Source organism: Blastopirellula retiformator (assembly GCF_007859755.1).
Lineage (GTDB): Bacteria > Planctomycetota > Planctomycetia > Pirellulales > Pirellulaceae > Blastopirellula > Blastopirellula retiformator.
Genome location: NZ_SJPF01000002.1, coordinates 68,995 through 89,799, shown reverse-complemented (window position 1 = coordinate 89,799; position 20,805 = coordinate 68,995). Strand labels below are relative to the sequence as shown.

Here is a 20,805-nt window from a genome sequence, read left to right as displayed (position 1 = left end):
GGCGAAGAAACTAGGGAGATTCGGCAACCGCAAAGTCGTCCGCAGTGATCAATTCGCCATCGGCGATACTGACCAGTGCGACCATGACCTCTTGCGAAAGGCCAGCTCTTACCGGCACAACGCTGCCATCGGCCAGGGCTACATTTGCCAATCCAGGATGGAAGCCGTAGATCGAACCGCTGTTGGAGCAGTTCACGCCGCACTCGCCGAACTGATTCAGCCCGGTGGCGTCGTACGACCGCAGATGATTCCAGTTGGGCGCCACCCACTGGCCAAAGCTATATCCTTCGACCAACGGTTTGCCTTCATACTGCGAATTCTCTTCACCAAACATCTTTCCGGCCCGCCAAGTGTTCGGCTTGTCCGCCATTTCGACGATCAAAGCCGAGTTGGAGAGGCCGTCCGTAATTTCGGTGAGCTTGACCGCATGGCCGGCCCGCACATTTGACGCCCCATAAAACCGTCCCGGCGACGCCAAGGCGCCCCGGTACAGCTTGTCCGGCTTGTTCGTATGCAGGTAAGCGCCGGCCGAGGCGACGTAGTCGGTGCCGGCCGCTTTGAACTTCCCACCATCGGGATCCAGCAGTGGTATCATCCGCTCGGGATGCGGACCCGCGGGACAGGTCAGCTCCGCCAAGTGCGTGGCCCCAAGTTCGCGATTCGCCCCTTCCCACCACTCGGCGCTCAGGTCGTACTTGTCGTACAAATCCTGCCGCTCCAATTGCGGCAGGATCAGCGCGTTCCAGCTGACATGCGGCTGGCGACGATTGCTGGGAAGGCTTTGCGCGTGCAAATCGGCGAAGGTAATACAGCCCTTGCCAAGCTTCGCCAATCGCGATTTACAATCGGCCTGCCGAGCCTCCTCGCGAGCCATCGCCGCCAAGGGAAAACAGATCCCACTGACGGCGATTGCACCTACGAAACAAGCGGCCATTTCCCGTAGCGACCACCGTTTTGAACCTTGCATTACATTCCTCGTTCCAAGTCTCAGTTTTTCGGACGGGACGGCTTAGCTGCCTGTTGAGAAAATCAACGGACTGTTAGTATTCGCCCAACACCTGACCGTCGCGTCGATCGCACAAATTCAGGAAAGTCTGCGTTTCGATCGTTTCCGGGATCGATCGCGTCGAGCCGTCCGCCAACATGACATTGACGATTCCTGGATGAAAACTGTAGGGGCTCGCCTCGTTGTCGACGTTGATATAGCGATAACTGTCATCCTGCCCCTTGGCCGTGCCATCGGCATTCCAGTTATAAATCATCACCGCATTGTTACCAGACCATGGCCCATAGCCGTAGAATTGGGCGTTGGTCACCTCGATCGTCTTACCAAGCCGCCACTGCTCGGGTTTCCCCGCCATTTCGAAGAACATGATCGTATTGCTGGTGCCGTCCGTGATATCGGCGAAACGCGTCGACTTCGTTTCGGTAAGGATGCCCACCTCGCGGATGTCGGTTTTCGTTCCGGTAGCCGGATCACAATAGTGCAAGGCGCGAATACCCTGATAATCAGTTGCGTACCCGGTTTGCGCCGAATCGAGCATCGTCACGTCGGTCGTCCAGCCTTGATTCCAGCCGGCATAGAGCGGCATCAGGCGATCGCCGGGCGCCGAGGGGCAAAGGAGTATCTCGACGCCGGTTTGGGCAGCTGGTCGATTGACGATGTCATCGAACCCATACCGAGAATCATACAGGTTCCCCAAGTTTCCTTGCTCGATAAACGGCAGCAGCATACCCACAAAACCGGTAACGATTTTGGTGGACGAACCGGACGAGTTCATTCCGTCATAGGCAAGTCGGCCCGGCGGAAATTTCTTATGCGTGTCGTGATAATTATGACACGCCAGTCCAAGCTGACGCAAATTATTGGAGCACTGCATCCGCCTCGCCGCTTCGCGCGCTTGCTGTACCGCCGGCAACAAGAGAGCGATCAAGACGCCGATAATGGCGATCACGACCAGCAATTCAACAAGCGTAAAGCCGTTTCGACCACGCTTCCAAGAGATAGAACTAACCAATGACTTTTCTCCGCACATCAAATCTAGGGGAACGATACTCCGGAGCTTTCGGGCTGGCGATGCGTTTCCACCTTGGCGAACGTCAGGCCGCTTGAAAATCTCGAAGCGACGACGGCGGTGAAAAATGGCGATCGCTGGCAAGCTGTTGTCGAGGTAGAACCAACTCGGTATTCCTCATCCCAGACGAGATGAAACCGTTGGCGATGGCGCCGTAACGCGAATCACGCGAAACGGTCCAAGGCTTGGCGAACGCTTCCTAAGTCCAGAACGTTCGCCAGGTCCCCGAATACCACATCCAGAGTCGACCTGTTCACTCAGGTACGATGCCCAGCCATGTACAAATCCTGTGCCATTGCGATCAAATGGCGCGCTTTCGCGATAACGCGGGCAAAAGTCGCGCCTTTGCGCGAAAATGGTATCGCAACGAAGTCGCGAACCAACGTTGATGTCGCAGGAAACGACAAGCATGTCTGTACAACAAGCACGGCGGTTGCGTTTTTCGGAGCGCAAGAGCGCAGCGCTAACGTCCCGCTTAGAGCCGCGGATCGACCGGTTCGCTCTCTAGCGCCAAGACGCCAAACACGCACTGATGCACTTGGCGGAGCGGTTCGCGGCGTACGAACCGTTCCAGCGCCTCGATGCCCAGGGCGAACTCACGGAGCGCCAACGAGCGTTTTCGGCCGAGACTACGGCTACGTAGACGCGGTAGGTTTTCGGCGCTGTCGTAGTCAGCGCCATAAATAATCCGCAGGTACTCTTTGCCCCGGCATTTGACGGCCGGCTGGATCAGCCCTCGCTTCCCGCGCACAATCCAATCGGTCGGTTTTACGACCATTCCTTCGCCGCCGCTGGCGGTCAGCTGGGTCCACCAATCGATGCCGGCCGCCATGCTATCGACATCGGTCAGATCGACGACGCGGTAGTTGGTCGCCAGCAAGACGCTGTCGTCGCGCTGACAGATTCTCTCCAGCGTCTGCATGTGCCAGCGGTGGCTCTCGTTCGTGTGAACCTTCCCTTCGGTCGCCAGCAGATGGAAAGGCGCCAACTTCAAGTCGTCGATCGACTGCACGTTCCAGCAGTATTGCCGATAAGCGGTCACGAAGCGCTCGACGCTTTGCCGCCGTTTTTGGAACCGCCCCAAGGTCGCATCCAGGCGGGGATCGGGCTCTAACAATCGACCGGAGGCTTGCTGCAAGGCGGTGATCGCTTCCGGCAGCGCAGCGCTTCCCGCCGCCCCAACTGCGGCATATTGCGAGCGGAGCAATTCTTGCGCTTTCGCCGACCAGGGCATCAATTCGCAGTCCAAGCAGGCCCAGTCGGTTTGAAAGTCGTCCCAAAAGCCAGCATCGTCGAGCGCACCGCGCAGCCGAGCGAGCAACTGGTGCTGCTGATCCTCATCCGGAAAGAACCGCCGCCCCGTGCGGGTATAAACGACGCCTGCTTGATCCCCGGTTACGCCAAATCGCCGTTGCGCAGCTTCGACGTCCCGGGCAATCACAACCACTGCCCGCGATCCCATGTGCTTTTCTTGGCAAACGACTTGCGGAACGCCTTGGTTGCGGAAATAGGCGAACGCCTCGGCGGGATGCTCCAGCAATCCTGGTTCGTTCGACGTTTCGCTGGGAGACATCGTCGGCGGCAAGTAAACGAGCCATTTCGGATCGACGGCAAAGCGACTCATCACCTCGAGCGCTGCAACGGCGTTTTCTTCTCGAATCGTCACGTTGCCTTGATGCCGGGTCGCCACAATCCGCTTGCCGAGCACATCTTCGGCGTCCAGCAGATCGTCCTGCAACTGTTGCGTCGATCGGGTCGCAGGGTGATCATCGGGCAGAAACGGACGCGCCGACTCGCAATAGGTTTGCCGTGCAGGCACAGAGACGATTTCTCGCTCTGGATAGCGCAGCGCCGTCAGCTTACCACCGAAAACGCAACCCGTGTCGACGTTGACCGTGCCATTAAGCCAATCAGGCTCGGGCACCGGCGTATGCCCGTAGACGACCATGGCCGATCCCCGATATTCGGCCGCCCAATTGTGCCGCACCGGCAGGCCAAACTGATCGGTCTCGCCGGTTGTCTCGCCATACAACGCAAACTCGCGAACTCTTCCAGAACCGCGTCCTTGATAGTCCTCTTTCATACCGGCATGCGCCACGACCAACTTGCCGTCATCCAGCACATAATGACTGACCAGACTATCGAGAAACTTCGCCAACTCTTGGCAAAACGGTTTGCGGACCTCGGCGGTTAGCGCATCGATCTCCGCGACCGTTTCCGCCAGGCCATGTTTGATTTGGACCTGTTTCCCTTGTAGTTTGCGCAGCAGCTTGACGTCGTGGTTGCCGGGCACGCATAACGCGCTGCCATAGGCGACCATCCCTGCGACCAAGCGTAACACGTCCAACACGCGAGGACCGCGATCGACCAGGTCGCCGACGAACACCGCCTGGCGTCCTGCGGGATGAACGTAGACCGGGCTGGCGACTAGCGGTGAGCGATTCGCAGGCTCCCCGGTCGGTTGGTAGCCGAGCTTGCCGAGAAGCGTCTCCAGTTCGTCGCAGCAACCATGCACGTCGCCGATCATATCGAACGGGCCGTGCAGCTCGCGTTTGTCGTTCCACAGCGGTACCCGCTCGACCGTCGCCGAGTCGATCTCCTCGACGCGATTCATGGCGAAGATGTGACGAAACCCTTCGCGCTTTAGCGCCTTCAGCGAACGCCGCAGCTGCGACCGTTGTTGACGAATCACGTGCGGTCCGAACTGCCGATCGCTCCGCTGGCGGTTACGATCCTGACAAACGTCTTCCGGCGGATTGAGCACGATCGCAACCGGCAGGCAATGATGCCGCCGGGCAAGTTCCACCAGCGGCTTGCGCGCCTCGGGCTGGACGTTGGTTGCGTCGATGACCGTCAGATGTCCGCGCTTGAGTCGTTTGGCCGCAATGTAATGCAGCAAGTCAAACGCGTCTTTGGAAGCCGCCTGATTATTCTCGTCATCGCTGACCCGGCCGCGACAGTAGTCGGACGATACGACCTCGGTCGGCAAAAAGTGCATTCGGGCGAACGTGCTTTTGCCGGAACCGCTGGGTCCGACAAGTACGACGAGCGATAGTTGGGGAATCTTGATGTTCATCGAGTCATGCGCTCCTTGCGCTACACTGGCGGATAATCGGAATGCGGAAGAGCAGGGCGTTTCGCCGCTAGTCGCGCTGAAAAACGCCCATCTGCGTCGGCGCGCCCACCGCGTCGTCGACTGGCCCAACGCCCAAGAAAACAACGGTGTAGCCAAATCGCCGACTGACCTGATCGGCCCAGTCCTGAAACTCTTCGCGGGTCCATTCGAATCGATGGTCGGCGTGCCGGAACTGACCGGCCGGCAGCGTCTCCCACATCACGTTGTATTCTCGGTTGGGCGTCGTCAGCACCACGGTCTCGGGCCGAGCGAATTCAAACAGCACGCGCTCTAGCGCCGACAAGCGGAAAGGCTCCAAGTGCTCGATCACCTCAATCACGGCCGCCGCGTCAAAGCCGGAGAAACGGGCGTCGCGGTAGAGCAACGATCCATGCAGCAGCTTGATTCGCTCCGTCTGTTTTTCTGGTCGGCGATCGAGCTTGAGTCGCCGCTCAGCGATCTCCAGACTGCGACTCGACACGTCGACCCCCACAATGCGCTCGAACTGCCGGTCCTCCAACAGTTCGCGCAGCATCCGACCTTCACCACAGCCCATATCAATCACCGACTTGGCGTCGCTTGCCCGCAGCGCGGCAAGCGCCGCCCCCAAGCGTTGCTCGTTCAGGCTGATACCCTTTTCCAGCTTCTCTTCGTGGCGATCGCCGGACGCCGTCCCCTCGCTTGCGGCAACCGGCTCTTCCTCGACCAAACGGGCCAGCGCCTGACGATAAAGGCCTGGTCGATTGATCAGGTAGCGACGAGTGATTTGCTCTTTCTCAGGATGGGCCGCGAGCCAACCGCCTCCCTTGGCCAACAGCTTCTCCAGCTCGTCTTCACCGACGAAGTAATGTTTGGCGTTGTCGAAAACCGGCATCAGGACGTACAGATGAGTCAGCAACTGTGAGAGAGTCGTCGTCCCACGAATCGTCGCCGAATAGTACGAACTCTCGCCCCACTGCGGGAACCGATCATCCAGCGGATGCCGCGTCGCTTCGACCTCGTAGCCAAGCGGCTCAAACAGGCGATGCAGCAATTGCTCGCCTCCGCGGACCGGCAGCACATCCAACCGGGCCGTCAACGGAATCGGCTGGCTAACCAACTCTGGGCGTTCGTTACATCTCCCCCCCAGCGCCGTCCCCAAAACTTGCGCAATGGCGACGCTCAACAGCGATGACGCGCAGAAGGCCCGATCGTTGACATATTGCCCGATCCCAAAGTTGCTGTCGCGCCCTTTACCTCGGACCATGTCGACCGAGTTGATGTCGAGCAGCAAACAAGCAGTGCACGAATCGTCGGTCGCTTCCGAATAGAAGACGTGCGCTTGGCCGAAGCTAAGGTCAAAGCTTTGAAATCGCCCCGGACGTTTGTGCAGCAAGTAACCGAGATCGACGGCTGGCTGGTGCGTCGTTGTGATTGATAGCAACATGTTAGTAATGCGCCCTCCAGCGCCGTTTTTCTAATCTTCGCACGTCGCTGACATCAGCCAACGTCTCCAGATAGGCGGATAATCGCGGCAATGCGTCGTCTGCGGGATCGCCCCGAAACTCCGGCACGTAGATTGCATTGCCGTAGTTGCGTTCGCACTTCTTCGGCGTATCGTCCACGATCAATGTGCGGGCCAGATCGTAGCCGCGCCGCTTCACCTTGCGAAGATCTTTCACGTCGTACGTCTCTCTCCACTCCGGATCGTAGCGCCGCACACAGCGCTGGCCGCTCCAAATAAACTCCAGCTCGATCCCAGCAGGAAATCCATGTGCCCGAACGATCGCCAGATAGTCGGCGCCGGCAGAGGACCAAACGGCAAGCCGATATCGACGAGCGCAAGCTTGTAAGAATTCGTGCAAACCGGGCCGCAAATAGACGTAATATTCGCCAGCCCGAAAGTGAGCCGGATGCGCAAGTCGCTTTTCCGACGCAAACAGCAACGTCTCGTCAACGTCCAAGATCAGCAGACTGGGCGCCTGACAATTTTCGTCGTTCACTGGCGGACCTCCGCCTCTTTCTTCCATCGGTGATATCCAATTGCGACGAAGACACGCCGCGGGGCTAGTGGGTTCAGCATGATTGGGCCGCTCGGGGACCGGCGAATCGCACGATCATCGCCCCAGCCCAACGATCCCGCTAGCATCTCCGCCCGCTTACCAAACGCGTCCCCTTCCGGGCTGAAATCTCTTCGCGTACAAACCAACCGAATGCGGCAGCTCGTAAGGCGGCCTCGCATCAAACCCGATTTCTCGACTGCGGCAATCCCGCTAAGTGCAGCCGGAAGCTAATCTTTAGTCCCCAAACTGGTCGATCGGCGACCAAGTTTACCCGAAAAAACAGCCTCTTCGACCGCATTCTCGCCTTCGCCGATCGCAACAATCGGCACAGCCTCTCATGTCCCAAAAAATCGCGGATTCGACTACGAACGCCAAAGTCGGCGGTCGATCAAACAGCAACCGGGATCCGTCGCGCACCAGTTCATGCGAGCTATGCTTCGTTGAAGTCAACGCGGCTGGCTGCCATTTGGATGGGGCAAATGAACTTGAATCAATCGCTGCAAATTCTGTTGATCGACGACAGCGTCGGAGATGCGATTCTGCTGAAATCGCTCCTCTCTAAGGTGCTTCACCAGCCGCCGTCGATCGTTCACTGCACGACCGCCGAAGCCGGGCTAGAGCATCTTAAGTCGAAGCGAATCGATTGCCTGTTTCTCGACTACATGCTCGACACCGAGACCGGCCTGGACGTCCTCAAGACGATCCGCGACGCGGAAAACGACGTACCGGTCATCATCGTCACCGGGCGCGGGTGCGAGGAAGTAGCGGTCGATGCGCTCTCGCTAGGCGCCCAGGACTATCTGGTCAAAGGAGCGCTCTCTCCCCACTCGGTCGAACGCGCCCTGAACAACGCCCTGCAGCGAGTTCAAATGGCCCGACTGGTTGCCGAACAACAACGCGAAATCCGCAACTTCGCCTGCGTCGCCGCGCATGACCTGCGATCGCCGGCCGGCCGAGTCGCCAACTACGCCGAGCTGCTGCTGACCGACGACGACCTGACCGACGAAGAGCGAACCGACTTCCTGGAAACGATGAAGTCAAGCAGTCTGCGGATGTGCGATCTGATCGACCGTCTGCTCGACTACGCCCGATACGGACGCACCGACAACGAGTTCGGCAACGTGCAACTGGACGACGTCTGGCATCACGTGCAGGAAAACCTAGCGTTTGAAATGGAAAGGGCCGGCGCACGAGTCGAAGTCGACTCGTTGCCGCAAGTCTTCGGCGAACATACCAACCTGGTGCAGTTGCTGCAAAACCTGGTCGGCAACGCCATCAAGTACCGCGGCGATCGGCCCCCGGTCGTACGTTTGCAAGCGACCGAAGGGGACCACTTCTGGACGATCTCGGTGGCCGACAACGGCGTCGGCATTCCGGCCGAGGATGTCGAAGAGGTCTTCGCTCCCTTTCGCCGCTCCGAGGCTCATACTTCGTTTGAAGGTTCCGGCATCGGCCTAGCGACCTGCCGGAAGATCGTCGAACTGCACGGCGGAAAAATCTGGGCCGAGTCCGAGCCGGGCGTCGGCACCACCCTGCGATTCACGCTTCCCGCATCTTCCGAGTATGGCCAGACGACGCAGCCGGATGCTGCTCCGGCCAGCGTCACCCTGACCTAACTCGCGAAACGACTCGCCACTCGTACAAAGGATTTTCGAGATGGATCGGCATTCCTCCTTGTGGGCGAGCATTCGCTGCGTATCGCCGCTGGCGATCTTGCTCGCACTTTCTAGCGTCGCAATCGTTCGCGCCGAGCAGCCGACCGCCGCCGGCAAGACGGTCGTCGACGTGATGACGCTCGCCAATCAACTCACCTCCGATATCGACACGCTCCGCTTTCATATGGGAAAGCCGCGTAATACGGCCCCGCCGGTCGACGTCGCCAACGTCCAACCGCGCGAAGTCTACGTCCAAGCGCTGGCGCTGCGGCGTAATACGAATCGATTGCGTTTCGAGTTTGCCCGCGACCGTTCGACCGTCGCAACCAAACCCAACGAGCCGATGAACTACGACGCCACGTGTCGCCTGATCGTCGCGGCGCACAGCGACATCCAGCATGTCATGGACGCGTTTGAAATCCCCCATTCGCCGCCGCTAGAGCCCGCACATGCGGTCGACGCCAACGAAGCGCTTCGCACGATCGTGCAGGCCAATCGTCAACTCAATCTGCTGCTTAAACAGCGGGTACCGCCGGCTGACGTCTTCGAGCGGGTCACCGTCGGCGTCGGTTATGCCGCCGAACTGCTGAAAAACGTCTCCGATCCCGAGCCGATCCCCGTCACTCCCCAGTTCGTCGCGGGCAAGAAGCCGGCAGACGTTTACCGCCGCTTGCTTCATTGCTTTGCTCACGTCAAAGCGATCGCCGAGGCGAACGGCGTCGCCGTGATGGACTTCTACGTGCAAGAATCCGATCTCGCGAGTGTTGAGCCCAGCGACGTTTCTCACCTGGCGTCGCTGCTCGTTTCGGAATTGGCCTATCTGCATTCCCTAAGCCCGCAGCCGCGGCAGCCTCACCCGGTCTACTCGGCCGGCGACAAGTTTCCGGCTCACGTTTTCCAGCGGGGCGGCATTCTTGAGATCCAATTGCAGCGGCTCCACGAAGCGACGAAATCCGGCAAAGTCTTGGTCGCCCGGCAGGAGGCGGCCCCGTGAGCGAAACCTCTTCCGCGTCGCCCCCAGAACCAATGGCCAAGCGTCCCCCGCAAACCAAGCTGGCGACGCGGATTCTCCGCTCGCACTTGTCGGTCGCCGGCATCGGATTGCTCGCCTTGGCGATCATGCTATTCGTTTCCATCTGGACGTCTCTCTCCCTAAGTCACCTGATCGAAGTTCAGGCCCCCATCGCTCAGCAATCGATGGCCTTGTCGCTCGGCGTACAAAAGTCATTGGCCTCGCTGCGGGGCTGGGTGCTGACGAAGGATCCCAACTTCCTCGAACAACGGCAGTTGGCCTGGCGCGACGAAATCGAGCCGGCGCTGCAAAGCCTCGAGTCGCGTCTCGCTGATCTTCCCCACGATCACGAGCTTGCCGCCTGCCTGCGCCGCGACCGAGAAATTCTTAATCAACTCCGTGAGAGCCAATGGTGGATTGAGGAACTGGCCCATCAGCCCGGCAACCAGCCTGCGGTTGATTTGTTGCTCCGTGAAATCGAACCAAGCTCCGAAGCGATCTTCCTGGCGATCTCCAACTGCATCCGTTCGGAAGCGTCCGAACCTACCGACGATCGCCGCCAGGCTTTGGCCGCGATGGCCGACGTTCGCGGCTATTTCTCGTTTGGACATTCGGTCCTCGTCTCGTCGATTTACCGCCCCGGCGGCGACGAAGCGGCGACCATTCAGCCCTACCTGACGGTCGTCGAAGATCGCCTGGCCAAGCTCGACCAGCGCCGCCAAGAACTAAGTCCTCAGGAACAAGAGCTGATCGACTTTCTCCGCCACGAGTTTCCCGCCTACAAGTCGCTGGCCATCGAAGCCCTTGAGCTTTCGCAGGGGGAAAGTCGCAACCGGGCACTCACGCTGCTGCAGTCCGACACGCTGCCGCTGGCACAGGAAGCGATTGAGCTGAACGAACGCTTGGTCGAACTCAACCAACGAGACATCACCGCCGACGCCAAATGGACGACCGCACTGAGCCGCGTCTCGATCGTCATTGCGCTGCTCTTGATGCTGGTCATGTCTCTGTTGGCGATTTCGATCTCCGTCTCCCATTCGCAAGACCTGGCTGGCCCGATTGCCACCTTGTCGTCGGTTGCCCGGCAAATCGCCGCCGGTCAGCCCGGCGTTGACTTGCTCGTCCCGCCACACAACGACGAGTTGAGCGAACTGTTCGCCTCGTTCAACTCGATGCGCCGCAATTTGCTCAGTCGCACCAACGAACTGGCTTATTCGGTCAAACAACTCCACGACGAGGAAGAACGCCTCCGTTCGATCGTCCAATCGGCGCCTTATGCGATCATCATCTCTGACAAGCGCGGCCGCATCTGCGACGCCAATCATCATGCGGCTGACTTGTTCGGTTATACGATGGAGCGATTCCTGAAATTGACGATCGAACAACTGATGCCCGAACGGTTTCGCCTCAAACATGTTGGCATGCGGGTCGGCTACTTTGACTCTCCCAACTCGCGGATGATGGGGGGCATGACCTCGCTGTTCGCTCTGCGCGCCGATGGCGCCGAGTTTCCGGTCGAGGTCGGTATCAGTCCCTTTGTCGGCATTCAGGAATACCAGGCCGTGCTGGCGATCGCCGACATCACCGAACGCAAGCAGGTCGAAGCCGAGTTGATGAAGTCCCGAGAGCTGGCCCTCGCCGCCTCGAAAGCGAAGAGCGAGTTTCTGGCCAACATGAGCCACGAAATCCGCACTCCCATGAACGCGATCATCGGTCTGACCGAATTGCTCCTCTCCAGCAACCTCGACGATACGCAGCGAGACTACCTTTGCACGGTGGCCGACTCGGCCGACAACCTGCTGGAAGTCATCAACGACGTTCTCGACTTTTCCAAGATCGAAGCGGGGCATTTGGTCTTGGAAGCGACCGACTTCCAGCCTCGCGATATTCTCTGCGACACCCTCAAGTCGCTGGCCGTCAAAGCCCACGTCCGTGGCCTGGAACTCAGCTATCGCATCGCCGCCGACGTTCCCGACGTGGTCGTGGGCGACCCGCATCGTTTGCGGCAGGTCATCACCAACCTGGTCGGCAACGCAATCAAGTTTACCGAAAAAGGGCACGTGTTGGTCGACGTCAGCCGCATCCAGGATCTCGACGCGAGCGACGCGCCGGTCACCCTGCAGTTCATGATCGAAGACACCGGAGTTGGTATTCCAAACGACAAGCTCGAGTCCATCTTTGGCGCCTTTGAACAAGCCGACACCTCGACGACCCGCGAGTTTGGCGGCACCGGGCTCGGCCTGACGATCTGCACAAAGTTGGTCGAAAAAATGAACGGCAGCCTCTGGGTCGATAGCGAAATCGGTCGCGGCAGCCGGTTCCACTTCGTCGCTCGCTTCCGCCGCAGCGAAAAGCAAGTTCGTCAACCATGGCGTGACGCGCTGCGCAAGTTGCCGGGCCTGCGGGCCCTGGTCGTCGATGACCATGAGATCAATCGCACCATCTTCGCCGAGGTGCTTAACGCGCAAAAAATGCACGTCGACCTGGCCAACGACGCCGCCGAGGCCGAGCTTATGTTGGCCGAGGCGGAAGAGCAGGGATCGCCGTATCAAATCATTCTTTCCGATCTCAATATGCCGGGATCCGATGGCCTCGACTTCGCCGCAAACATTCGCGCCAAACCTGGTCTCCGCGACACGCCGTTTCTGTTGTTGACCTCTTCGGTCGACGCCAAGGACATGGACCGCATCAAAGCGTTGTCGATCTCGGCCCGCTTGATGAAACCAATTAAACAGTCGGAATTGTTCGAAGCGATCGGCCGGGCAATTGGCGCCTCCCCCGATCTCCAAGATGCGGACGTCAACCTAACGCCGGCCGTGGTCGCCGCGCCCGCGCGCGAGTTCGCCCATTTGCGAATTCTGATCGCCGAGGATAGCGCCGCCAATCGCAAGTTGATGCGGGGCATGCTGCGGTCGTTTTCCGATCAACTTGTCTTTGTCGAAAACGGCCAGCAAGCGCTCGACGCCGTCCAATCGCAAACGTTCGATCTCGCCCTGATGGACATCCAAATGCCGGTCATGGACGGGCTGGCCGCCACCGCCGCGATTCGCGATCTGCACCAGTCGCGCGGCGAACCTCACCTGCCGATCATCGCCCTGACCGCTCATGCGATGACCGGCGATCGCCAGCGCTGTCTCGACGGCGGCATGGATGGATACGTCTCGAAACCGGTTCGGCCCGACGCGCTGCGGATCGAAATGCGCAAAGTCGCCCCTGCGGCGCCACCCAGCGCGTTCCACCAGCTCGCCCCCGAGATCAGCCCGCCGCCTACCGCCGCTTCGCAACCCGCCACACCGCCAATCGACGATAACGGTATGCCCGCCGGCCTGTGGGACGACTTGCTCGACTCGGTCGGCGGCGATCCCGACTATCTGCAGCAAGTCGTCGACGCGTACCTGGGCGAGATGGAAGAAGCCCTGACGCGGCTCGCCCAAGCGGTCAACCAGGCCGACGCCCCGCAGGTCCGCAAAGCGGCCCACAAGCTGAACAGCTCGCTCGGCTTCTTCCAGCAAAAAGAGGCCCATGCCATCTCCGAACAACTGGAAAAACAAGGGAAACTCGGCGATCTAACATCGATCGAAACCAAATTCGCGGAACTCGAAAAAATGACGCGCGACTTTCTCCAAAAATCAGCCCAATCCCGCCAAAACGCCCAGTAACCATAGAATGGTGGCCCCATGCTCTTATCGCGTCTCCCGCGAGAAGAGCATGTCTTCGCTACCGCCCCGCCAAGACGGCCGACTGGACCACCAGTCACCATTTTTTGCCACCCCCAAACAGGTCAGCCCAAACTCACCCCACCCCACCTAACCTCCAAACTATGTGGACCATCATCCACGGTGGACCATCATCCACGGTGGACCATCATCCACGTTTTTTTCGGGCAACGAGAACTGGACCGCCACCGGCTTTTTTTGCTCCCGCGCCTAAGTCCCGCCTGACCATAACGTTGCGGCGACATCAACCGACTGGACCGGACGATTCATTTTTTTCGCTGGGCCGAAGTGGACTGGACCGCACGTTTTTTTTGTTCGGTAGTGGACTCGCCCGCGTCGTTTTTCTTGCCGCTCAGAGCAGAACGCTTTGGTTTGCGCGTGAACGGAAAGTGGACTGGACCGCCGCAAATTTTTTCTCCCCGCGAGTGGACTCGAATCCCGTCAATTTTTCTCCCCGCCGGGCGAACTGCTTGCTAAAGCGCCGTTGCCGACAAAGTTGTCAGCACCCCGCAATCGACCAAAATTCCGTGTGCTTTGTCAAGCTGCAATAGTGGAATCGTTGGATCCAACAGGCTACAATCTCACCGCCGGGGGGCGCCCTTTCTGAAAAGAGAGAGCGAAGCAACTAAGCCCCCGGCACTTTTCGTTTCTTGGCGGGGTGATTGTCGACCGTCTTTTTCTGCAAGCGGCCATTGCACCGAAGTGGTACGCCAGTAGTCATCTTGATTCCGCAAATTCCAAAGTCGGTGAATTTTGTATTTCGCGAGCCGTAGTGGTTAGAATTGAAACGTCTTACGACAGAAGCACGTCCGCGCGAGGAGCGATCGATGCGGCAGCTAGAGTTGAATCTTGCGGAAGTTAACTGGTGGGCCCCAGACAAGCTGCGCGAGACATTGGAAAAGGCCGCCTGCGTACAAATAACGCTCGAAATTAGTGACCTTTATGAGAGCGACTCAAAGCATCAGCTTGCTCGGGTTACGAGCTAGTGTCATCCGCCGGTGACGCTGGACCCCGCTGCTTCGCCCCCTTCGAGCTTTTTCACAATCGAGATTCTCAATTCCTCGGATGGACCGAGTTCCAGCGCTTTTTGAAAGCTCAATCTTGCTTGCAGCTTGTGGTCGGGAATGTCGTACCGCAGATTCCAGTTTCGCCCCAGTTCGAAATAAGTTTGTGCGTCATTCGGGGCAATTTCTAGCAGGCCCAGGAGCGTCTCATGGGCGGCTGAAAAATCGAGAGTTTCGCGGAGACAAACCGCCAGCGATCGACGGGCGACGATGGATTCTCCGTCCTGGTCGCACACTTGCCGAAAATAGGGAATTGCCAGCCGATAAAACTCATTCGCCTTAAGCGCCAAGCCGATGGCGGCGTTTGCGTTGACGTCGCTAGGGATATGATTCAAGGAGGCAAGGGCCCACCATAGCGATTCCTTGGTTTCCCCAGCTTCCAGGCAGATCAACGTTATCATTGCTTTCGCGCGACACATCAATTTCTTATTTCGCGATTCGCTGGCCACTGCATAGAAGTCGATCAAGGCCTCCTTCGTTTTACCAATCTGCTGATAAGCGTTCGCCCGCTCAAACAGGAGGCGAAACTCACTTTCAGATCCCTGCTCGGCTTCCAGCTGTGAAGACAATTTAGTGATCGTGTTTTCATCGATTGTCATTGTTCACACCAACACGTTTTTTGGCCGAGAGAATTGAGCCGAAGGTCTTTCTCGCTTCCAGCCTCCTGACAAATTGCTCTGTTTTCTTTCATCTAGTCTACCCAGTGGCATCCGCAAGATGCAGAAGAATCGTCCATAGAGACGGGTGCACTTGTCTCGTTCGGAAACGCGGCGATGCGCGTTAGGCGGTCTTTCTTAAAACGAACGACGGCGCATTTCTCCGCACACTTGGATAAAGCCTAGAGCGATATCTGGCCGAGCCGCAACCATTCAAACTCGCCCGGCCTGCGAAGATGATGCTGCAGAAGCCGCCACAATCAGTCGCAGCCGTCGAGCTTCGCTAAGTCAACTACGAGCTCATAACGGAGATCGTCATAGGCGGGATGTGGTTCAAGTATCCCGTACTGAGCCTTCAACGCCTTTTCCAGCCGTATTGGAGCTACTGTCTTGCGAAAACTCAGTTGATCCGCTTCTTTGGGAGTTGCGCTGCGTGACCAACTGCCGTCATGGCTCTCGATATGCATCTCGCCAGAGATTCTCACCTTCGATAGCGGGAGCTTGATGTTGACAAGATTTTCGGTGACATTCCCAATGATCGCCCAATCACCGTGATACAGTTTGGCGTCCAGAGTTAGCGATGCAAACAGCACAACTTGACCAACGACGTCCCCCGGAGAAGGCGGGGAGCTTACATTCCATGCGTTTGCATAAATGACCACGTAGAGTTCTGATGGCAGCACATCAACGATCTGCCCCAGCCCCACCCGTGTGATGTCGATCGGCACCAGAAATACATCCCCCTTATTCCACGATTCCGCCACGAATGGTCTCCTAGTAGTCTCTTGGTTCAGAGAAGGAACGCGATTTTTTTCCCATTTCAATCCCCAGCTTCCACCTCCGTCCCCCCATCACCCCACAGACACAAAAAAAGCGTCCTGCGAGACTTCGCAAGACGCTTTCTTTTCGAGTGGGCGATATTGGACTCGAACCAACGACCTCCGCCGTGTGAAGACGGCGCTCTAACCAGCTGAGCTAATCGCCCTTGGGGTGCTGGGTCTTGACCCAGCCTACCGGATGACCATGCGTGGCTCCCGGCTTGCTCGTCGCTAAAAGGGACGAACCTGAGAAGGTCGAGGTTCGCTTTGGTTCGCGAATTCGACCTCGTCAGGTTCGTCAGTTTATCGGTTTTCCCCGGCGCCGACTAGCGGATATCTGGGGAGGGGAGGACAAAAAGGGCCTGCGCCAGGCGATTAGCCGTTTTCGACCTTTTGCGGTTCGGCCGGGGGCGGCTCGAACTTGGGGGCGGTCGCCTCGGCGTAGTCGTCATAGTCATCGTAGCTGGAGGAACTCGACGAGCTGGACGAGTATCCCCGGTCGTTGACCGTATCTTCGACTTCCTTGGTGGCGCTGTGGAACTCGGACTGGATGTCGCTAAGTCCCTTTTTGAAATCGGCGTAGCTGCGTCCCAGCGACCGGGCGACCGACGGCAGATTTTTGCCGAACAGCAGCACCGCGATCACGGCGACGATCATCATCTCTTGCATTCCCAGACCGCCCAGAAATCCGAACAGGACGGGCATGGAAACGACAGGTAGAGTCAGCATAGGACAATCCCTTCGTTGGTAACGCGAATCGAGAAAAAGAGGCAGTCTAGGTGGCTAGGCCTTTTTTGCTTCTTCTTCTTCGTCCGTGTCTTCAACGGGCTTATCTTTCATTCCCGTTTTAAACTCGCTAATGCCTTGTCCCATGCTACGCATTAGCTGCGGGATCTTGGTAGAGCCGAACAGCAAGATAACGATGCCCAACACGATCAACAGTTCGTTAACGCCTAAACCCATGTTCTTACCTCGTGGTCAAACGAAGACGGAGATAGAACACGCAACCAAGTAGGCGAAAGCGGGCAGGCGCCTCAGGTGGGCCCTGCCAGAACCAATACTCGTGCGGTCCTTTGCGCAAACCAAATGCGCGAAGGGTGTGGCCACCTGCCACATCCAACGATCAATTTTACTCGTCCCCCGCCGACTGTAAAGGGAACAATTACGAGCCCAACGGTGCGGGCAACCTCCTGTGGGCGGGTAACCTACCGTGGCGCCAGATTTTCCGGTTTTGACGAGATCCGCACGCCACCAGCTGGAATCTGTAGCGGGGCCTGGGCGACCGGGGCAGGGCGGTTCTGCAGGTCATAGTAGATCGGAAGATAGCGAAAATAGACTTCCAGCGACAATGTGGCCATGGCGGTGGTGTAAACCCGCCCCCCGTAGCAGCCCCAAACGGTGTCAGGGCTCCAGCTACCGGCGTTCATCCCGCCATTCTCTTGGCTGGTCAGCAGTTGCCGCTGCAACGAGGCGCTCCATGATCGCCAGCGATCCCCCTGCAGTTGGTGCAGGCCAATCGTGCCGTAGTACCAGAAGTAGAGGTTCGGCTTGCCGGGCGCCGGCTCGAAACGGGAAACATAGTTGGCGGCCTCGTCAACCGTCTGCTGGCCATTTTCGGCGTCCAAGAAGACGCGGCAGACCAGGGCCTCGGCGGTCATGACCGAACTGGTCCGTTCGCCGGGTCGGTAGCTGGCCAGCCCGTTGTGATCGCCCGACGAGACGCTCCGCAAAAAGCGGGTCATCAGTTCGCGGGTCCGCTCGGGCGTTTCGATGCCGGCCAATTGCGCACTGTGCAGCGCCAACACCTGCCAACCAAACTGGCTGGTGTCGCCCAGGTCGCCGGGTTGATACCGCCAACCGCCGGAGGTTTGATGCTGCGACTGGAACGAGTAGTTCAGGGCCGCTTCCAAGGCGGGGCGAATGCGATCATCGCGGGTCATCGCGTACGCTTCGCTGAGCGCGAGCATCGCAATCCCGTGGCAGTACATCTGGGCGAACAGCCGCGATTCGCCAGCCAGCGAGCCGGTCTCATGCTGCTGCGAGATGAGGAACTCCAGCCCATGTTGGACATTTGTGCGATGTTTGCCTTCCAGGTGTGTATGACCACGCGCCATGAAGGCGAGCACCGCCAGGCCGGTCACGCCGGTATCGGCATCAGCGCCGGCGCCGTAACGATCATGACCAAGCACTTGCTGCTCGCTGCCGGAAGAGTGGCGGCCGGCGTCCCAACGACCGTCATCTTCCTGATTGGCGGCCATCCAAACGAGCGCGGCGTCGACCGAAGCTTCGATTCGCGGGTCGCCCCCTTGGGCCTGAATGATGTCGGCCTGGTTGTCAGCGACGCGGGCCTGCATCGCCAAGGGAAGAGGAGACGCGGCAAGCGTGCGGCGATTGGTGGCCGGGGCCGGTACGCCGAGCGTATCGAGCTGGGCGAGCTTCTTCTGATCGCCGGCGGCGCGCGCCGAGGCGAGCTGCGCCGGCGTTCCGTTGGCGCTCTCAGGCGAAGTCGTGGTCGGTCCGTCGATGCGGTTATCGGCCGCCCGAAGCTGATCGATTTCGCTCTGAATCGCATCGGCCGGCGCGGCGGTGGCCGCCATCTCGGCCAATTGATGGATCTGATCGTTCATGTGCCGATCGTCCTGGCTCGGCTCAATCTGTGGCTCGGTCGCTTCGGGAACGGGCGGGCCGGTCGAATCGCGGCGAGCCAACGTGGGCGCCATGGGGGTGTTGCCAAGCGCGTCGGCAACTTCGGCGGCGGCCTCGGCGGCAACCGGCGCGGCCGCGACTGCCGCGATCTCGGCGGCGGCGATCATCGATCCGCGCGGCGCGATCGACGGTTCGACCGGGGCGGTGTGATTTTCGACCAGTTCGGTCGCCTCGGCCATTTCGACCGGCGGGGCGATCGCTTCGCTTAGCGGCGCGTCTTCGAGCGGCCACTCTGGCGGAGCATCGGCGGCGATCGGCCACTGATCTTCGGGCCGGGCGAGCGGCGCCGCCTTTGGCGACGGCAACTGGGCGACGTTGGTGACGTCCCACGGCTTGGCTTGTCGCTTTTGTTGCGTCTGGCGGTCGGACTGTTCTTCAAACGCGACGTTAGCGAGCTTGAAGCTGATCGGCGCCGGCGTGCGGGCTGGTCCCGGAGCAAACAACTGCGTCATGTGTGCGTAGGCGATCAGCAGCACGTGGGCGAAGATCGAGAGGACGACGCACTTCGACAGCGGTTTGGCCTGCCCCCAGCGGGTTTGCATCAGGACGAGCAGCGAGATCGTCAACACGGCAAGCCCGACCCACATGATGTTCCAAATCACGTGGGAAGAGAGCCAGGTCGAGTTTGCGTCGGCCAGCAAGGCGCCCATTGGTTATCTCGTATTCGTTTCTCGTTGGGCCAAACGAACGGAGATGCCCATCTCGTTGATGCCGGCGCTGCGGCAGGCGTTCAAGACCGAGGCGACGTTCTGGAACGGAATCTCGGCGTCGCCGCGCACCAGCACGCCTAGATCCTCGTATTCGCCGCGCGCGGCCGCGAGGGTCGCTTGCAGCTGTTCCATATCCAGTTCCTGCCGATCGAGCATGATTCGCCCGTCGCGATAAATGTTGACCACCTTCCGCTCTGGCGCGGCGGTCAGCGCGCCGACGTCGTTGACGGCGGGGACCTCGAGGCCGATCTTCCGTTCAAGCTCGGTAAATTTGGTACCGACCATGAAGAAGATGATCAACAAGAAGACGATGTCGATCATCGGCGTCAAGTTGAGCGTCGGCGTCTCGTCGATATGCGTTTTGAGAGGCACCTTCCTGGCTCCTTAAGTTGAGCGAATCCGTTCGCCCTGGCGGTTACGCGGCGCGGCGCGACGACTTCTTGGCGCCGCCGCGGCGTTCTTTCCAACCGTCCGACGCAATCGCGTTGACGACGTCCTGACCCAGCGAGTCGATCTCCATCACCAGCCGATCAACCCGACCGACGAAGAAGAGATACGCAATCAGGGCCGGCAGCGCCACCGTCAAACCGGCTGCGGTCGTCAGCAGCGCCTGGCTAATGCCGGCGGCCAATAGTTCGGGACGGCCCATCGCGTCGGAGGTGGCGATCGCGTTGAACGCCTTGATCATGCCGAGCACCGTACCAAGCAACCCCAACAGTGGGCTGATCGTCGAGATGCCGTTAAACAGCCGCAGGTAACGACGCAGGCCGTTGGTGACGCGTTCGCCGCTGTCGATGATCGCCTGTTCGACTTCGACCGTAGAGCGGCCCCATTTTTTGACCGCAGCCGAGAATACTTCGGCGACCGGGCTTTTGTTTTCTTCGCACAGGGCGAGCGCTTCGTCCTGGTCGATCTGCCCTTCGCGCAGTTGTTCGAGGAACCGCTTTACGAACGGACGAGGAATGACTCGGCCGGCACGCAGGCTGATCGCTCGTTCAAAGACGAAGACCAGTAGCAGAAACGAGCACAACACGATCGGATACATCAGCAAGCCGCCGCCTTGAATGGCCTGCAGCATGTTTTTGGTCGGAATCGGCGATTCGGTCGCCGAAGCGAGCGCGTCGGCGCCTTCCTGCGCCAGCGCTGGCGCCGCGATCATCATGCCCCCAAACGCCGCGATCATCGCCCAGCGGCGAAGGTTTGCTCCGGCGGTTCGTAGCTGACTGACTTCCATTT

At 59.3% G+C, this 20,805-nt stretch carries 15 protein-coding genes and 1 tRNA gene; 3 read left to right on the top strand and 13 right to left on the bottom strand.

Annotated elements, in window-relative coordinates:
• Positions 1-10: 10 nt before the first annotated feature.
• The 5 genes from Enr8_RS07790 to Enr8_RS07770 all read right to left on the bottom strand — a co-directional run bounded on the left by Enr8_RS07790 (position 11) and on the right by Enr8_RS07770 (position 7,172).
• Entirely contained in the window at positions 11-967 is a 957-nt protein-coding gene (locus tag Enr8_RS07790; RefSeq protein ID WP_146430174.1) for a DUF1559 family PulG-like putative transporter, read from the bottom strand.
• A 73-nt stretch (positions 968-1,040) separates the two neighbouring features.
• Entirely contained in the window at positions 1,041-2,018 is a 978-nt protein-coding gene (locus Enr8_RS07785; RefSeq protein WP_246119993.1) for a DUF1559 domain-containing protein, read from the bottom strand.
• Positions 2,019-2,550: 532 nt separating this feature from the next.
• Positions 2,551-5,151 (bottom strand): polynucleotide kinase-phosphatase, encoded by a 2,601-nt coding sequence (locus Enr8_RS07780; RefSeq protein ID WP_146430170.1) that lies wholly within the window; start codon positions 5,149-5,151, stop codon positions 2,551-2,553.
• 67 nt (positions 5,152-5,218) lie between these two features.
• A complete protein-coding gene (locus Enr8_RS07775; RefSeq protein WP_146430168.1) occupies positions 5,219-6,616 on the bottom strand; it encodes a 3' terminal RNA ribose 2'-O-methyltransferase Hen1 in 1,398 nt (465 codons plus the stop codon).
• A gap of 1 nt (position 6,617) precedes the next feature.
• On the bottom strand, positions 6,618-7,172 hold the full coding sequence (locus tag Enr8_RS07770) for an HAD family hydrolase (RefSeq protein WP_222434816.1): 555 nt from the start codon (positions 7,170-7,172) through the stop codon (positions 6,618-6,620).
• A 539-nt stretch (positions 7,173-7,711) separates the two neighbouring features.
• Here Enr8_RS07770 and Enr8_RS07765 point away from each other — a divergent pair.
• The 3 genes from Enr8_RS07765 to Enr8_RS07755 are packed head-to-tail and all read left to right on the top strand — an operon-like array spanning position 7,712 to position 13,558.
• Entirely contained in the window at positions 7,712-8,848 is a 1,137-nt protein-coding gene (locus Enr8_RS07765) for a hybrid sensor histidine kinase/response regulator (protein WP_186767507.1), read from the top strand.
• Positions 8,849-8,888: 40 nt separating this feature from the next.
• Positions 8,889-9,881 carry a hypothetical protein gene (locus tag Enr8_RS07760; RefSeq protein WP_146430161.1) on the top strand — a complete coding sequence of 331 codons (993 nt, stop codon included), beginning with the start codon at positions 8,889-8,891 and terminating at the stop codon, positions 9,879-9,881.
• Positions 9,878-13,558, top strand: coding sequence for a response regulator (locus Enr8_RS07755; protein ID WP_146430159.1), 3,681 nt, complete (start codon positions 9,878-9,880; stop codon positions 13,556-13,558). Before Enr8_RS07760 ends, Enr8_RS07755 begins: the two co-directional genes overlap by 4 nt.
• Positions 13,559-14,603: 1,045 nt before the next feature.
• Here the strand turns inward: Enr8_RS07755 and Enr8_RS07750 are convergent.
• The 8 genes from Enr8_RS07750 to Enr8_RS07715 all read right to left on the bottom strand — a co-directional run bounded on the left by Enr8_RS07750 (position 14,604) and on the right by Enr8_RS07715 (position 20,803).
• Positions 14,604-15,278, bottom strand: coding sequence for a hypothetical protein (locus tag Enr8_RS07750; protein WP_146430157.1), 675 nt, complete (start codon positions 15,276-15,278; stop codon positions 14,604-14,606).
• A gap of 317 nt (positions 15,279-15,595) precedes the next feature.
• Positions 15,596-16,099: an Imm26 family immunity protein gene (locus Enr8_RS07745; protein WP_186767506.1), complete on the bottom strand. Its 504-nt coding sequence runs from the start codon at positions 16,097-16,099 to the stop codon at positions 15,596-15,598.
• 147 nt (positions 16,100-16,246) lie between these two features.
• A tRNA-Val gene (locus tag Enr8_RS07740) sits at positions 16,247-16,320 on the bottom strand.
• A 208-nt stretch (positions 16,321-16,528) separates the two neighbouring features.
• Positions 16,529-16,882, bottom strand: coding sequence for a Sec-independent protein translocase subunit TatA/TatB (locus tag Enr8_RS07735; RefSeq protein WP_222434815.1), 354 nt, complete (start codon positions 16,880-16,882; stop codon positions 16,529-16,531).
• A 54-nt stretch (positions 16,883-16,936) separates the two neighbouring features.
• Positions 16,937-17,116 (bottom strand): twin-arginine translocase TatA/TatE family subunit, encoded by a 180-nt coding sequence (locus Enr8_RS07730; RefSeq protein WP_146430153.1) that lies wholly within the window; start codon positions 17,114-17,116, stop codon positions 16,937-16,939.
• A 242-nt stretch (positions 17,117-17,358) separates the two neighbouring features.
• The gene (locus tag Enr8_RS07725) at positions 17,359-19,509 is read right to left on the bottom strand and encodes a prenyltransferase/squalene oxidase repeat-containing protein (protein ID WP_146430151.1); all 2,151 of its coding nucleotides are present in this window, start codon (positions 19,507-19,509) and stop codon (positions 17,359-17,361) included.
• A gap of 3 nt (positions 19,510-19,512) precedes the next feature.
• Complete coding sequence (locus Enr8_RS07720; RefSeq protein ID WP_146430149.1) at positions 19,513-19,941, bottom strand: ExbD/TolR family protein; 429 nt, start codon at positions 19,939-19,941, stop codon at positions 19,513-19,515.
• Positions 19,942-19,984: 43 nt separating this feature from the next.
• A complete protein-coding gene (locus Enr8_RS07715) occupies positions 19,985-20,803 on the bottom strand; it encodes a MotA/TolQ/ExbB proton channel family protein (RefSeq protein ID WP_146430147.1) in 819 nt (272 codons plus the stop codon).
• Between the last annotated feature and the right edge of the window lie 2 nt (positions 20,804-20,805).

Coding starts and splice junctions, on each gene's coding strand:
- Enr8_RS07790 (WP_146430174.1), bottom strand. CDS start 967: ATGCAAGGTTCAAAACGGTGGTCGCTACGGGAAATGGCCGCTTGTTTC.
- Enr8_RS07780 (WP_146430170.1), bottom strand. CDS start 5,151: ATGAACATCAAGATTCCCCAACTATCGCTCGTCGTACTTGTCGGACCC.
- Enr8_RS07775 (WP_146430168.1), bottom strand. CDS start 6,616: ATGTTGCTATCAATCACAACGACGCACCAGCCAGCCGTCGATCTCGGT.
- Enr8_RS07765 (WP_186767507.1), top strand. CDS start 7,712: ATGAACTTGAATCAATCGCTGCAAATTCTGTTGATCGACGACAGCGTC.
- Enr8_RS07760 (WP_146430161.1), top strand. CDS start 8,889: ATGGATCGGCATTCCTCCTTGTGGGCGAGCATTCGCTGCGTATCGCCG.
- Enr8_RS07750 (WP_146430157.1), bottom strand. CDS start 15,278: ATGACAATCGATGAAAACACGATCACTAAATTGTCTTCACAGCTGGAA.
- Enr8_RS07735 (WP_222434815.1), bottom strand. CDS start 16,882: ATGCTGACTCTACCTGTCGTTTCCATGCCCGTCCTGTTCGGATTTCTG.
- Enr8_RS07730 (WP_146430153.1), bottom strand. CDS start 17,116: ATGGGTTTAGGCGTTAACGAACTGTTGATCGTGTTGGGCATCGTTATC.
- Enr8_RS07725 (WP_146430151.1), bottom strand. CDS start 19,509: ATGGGCGCCTTGCTGGCCGACGCAAACTCGACCTGGCTCTCTTCCCAC.
- Enr8_RS07715 (WP_146430147.1), bottom strand. CDS start 20,803: ATGGAAGTCAGTCAGCTACGAACCGCCGGAGCAAACCTTCGCCGCTGG.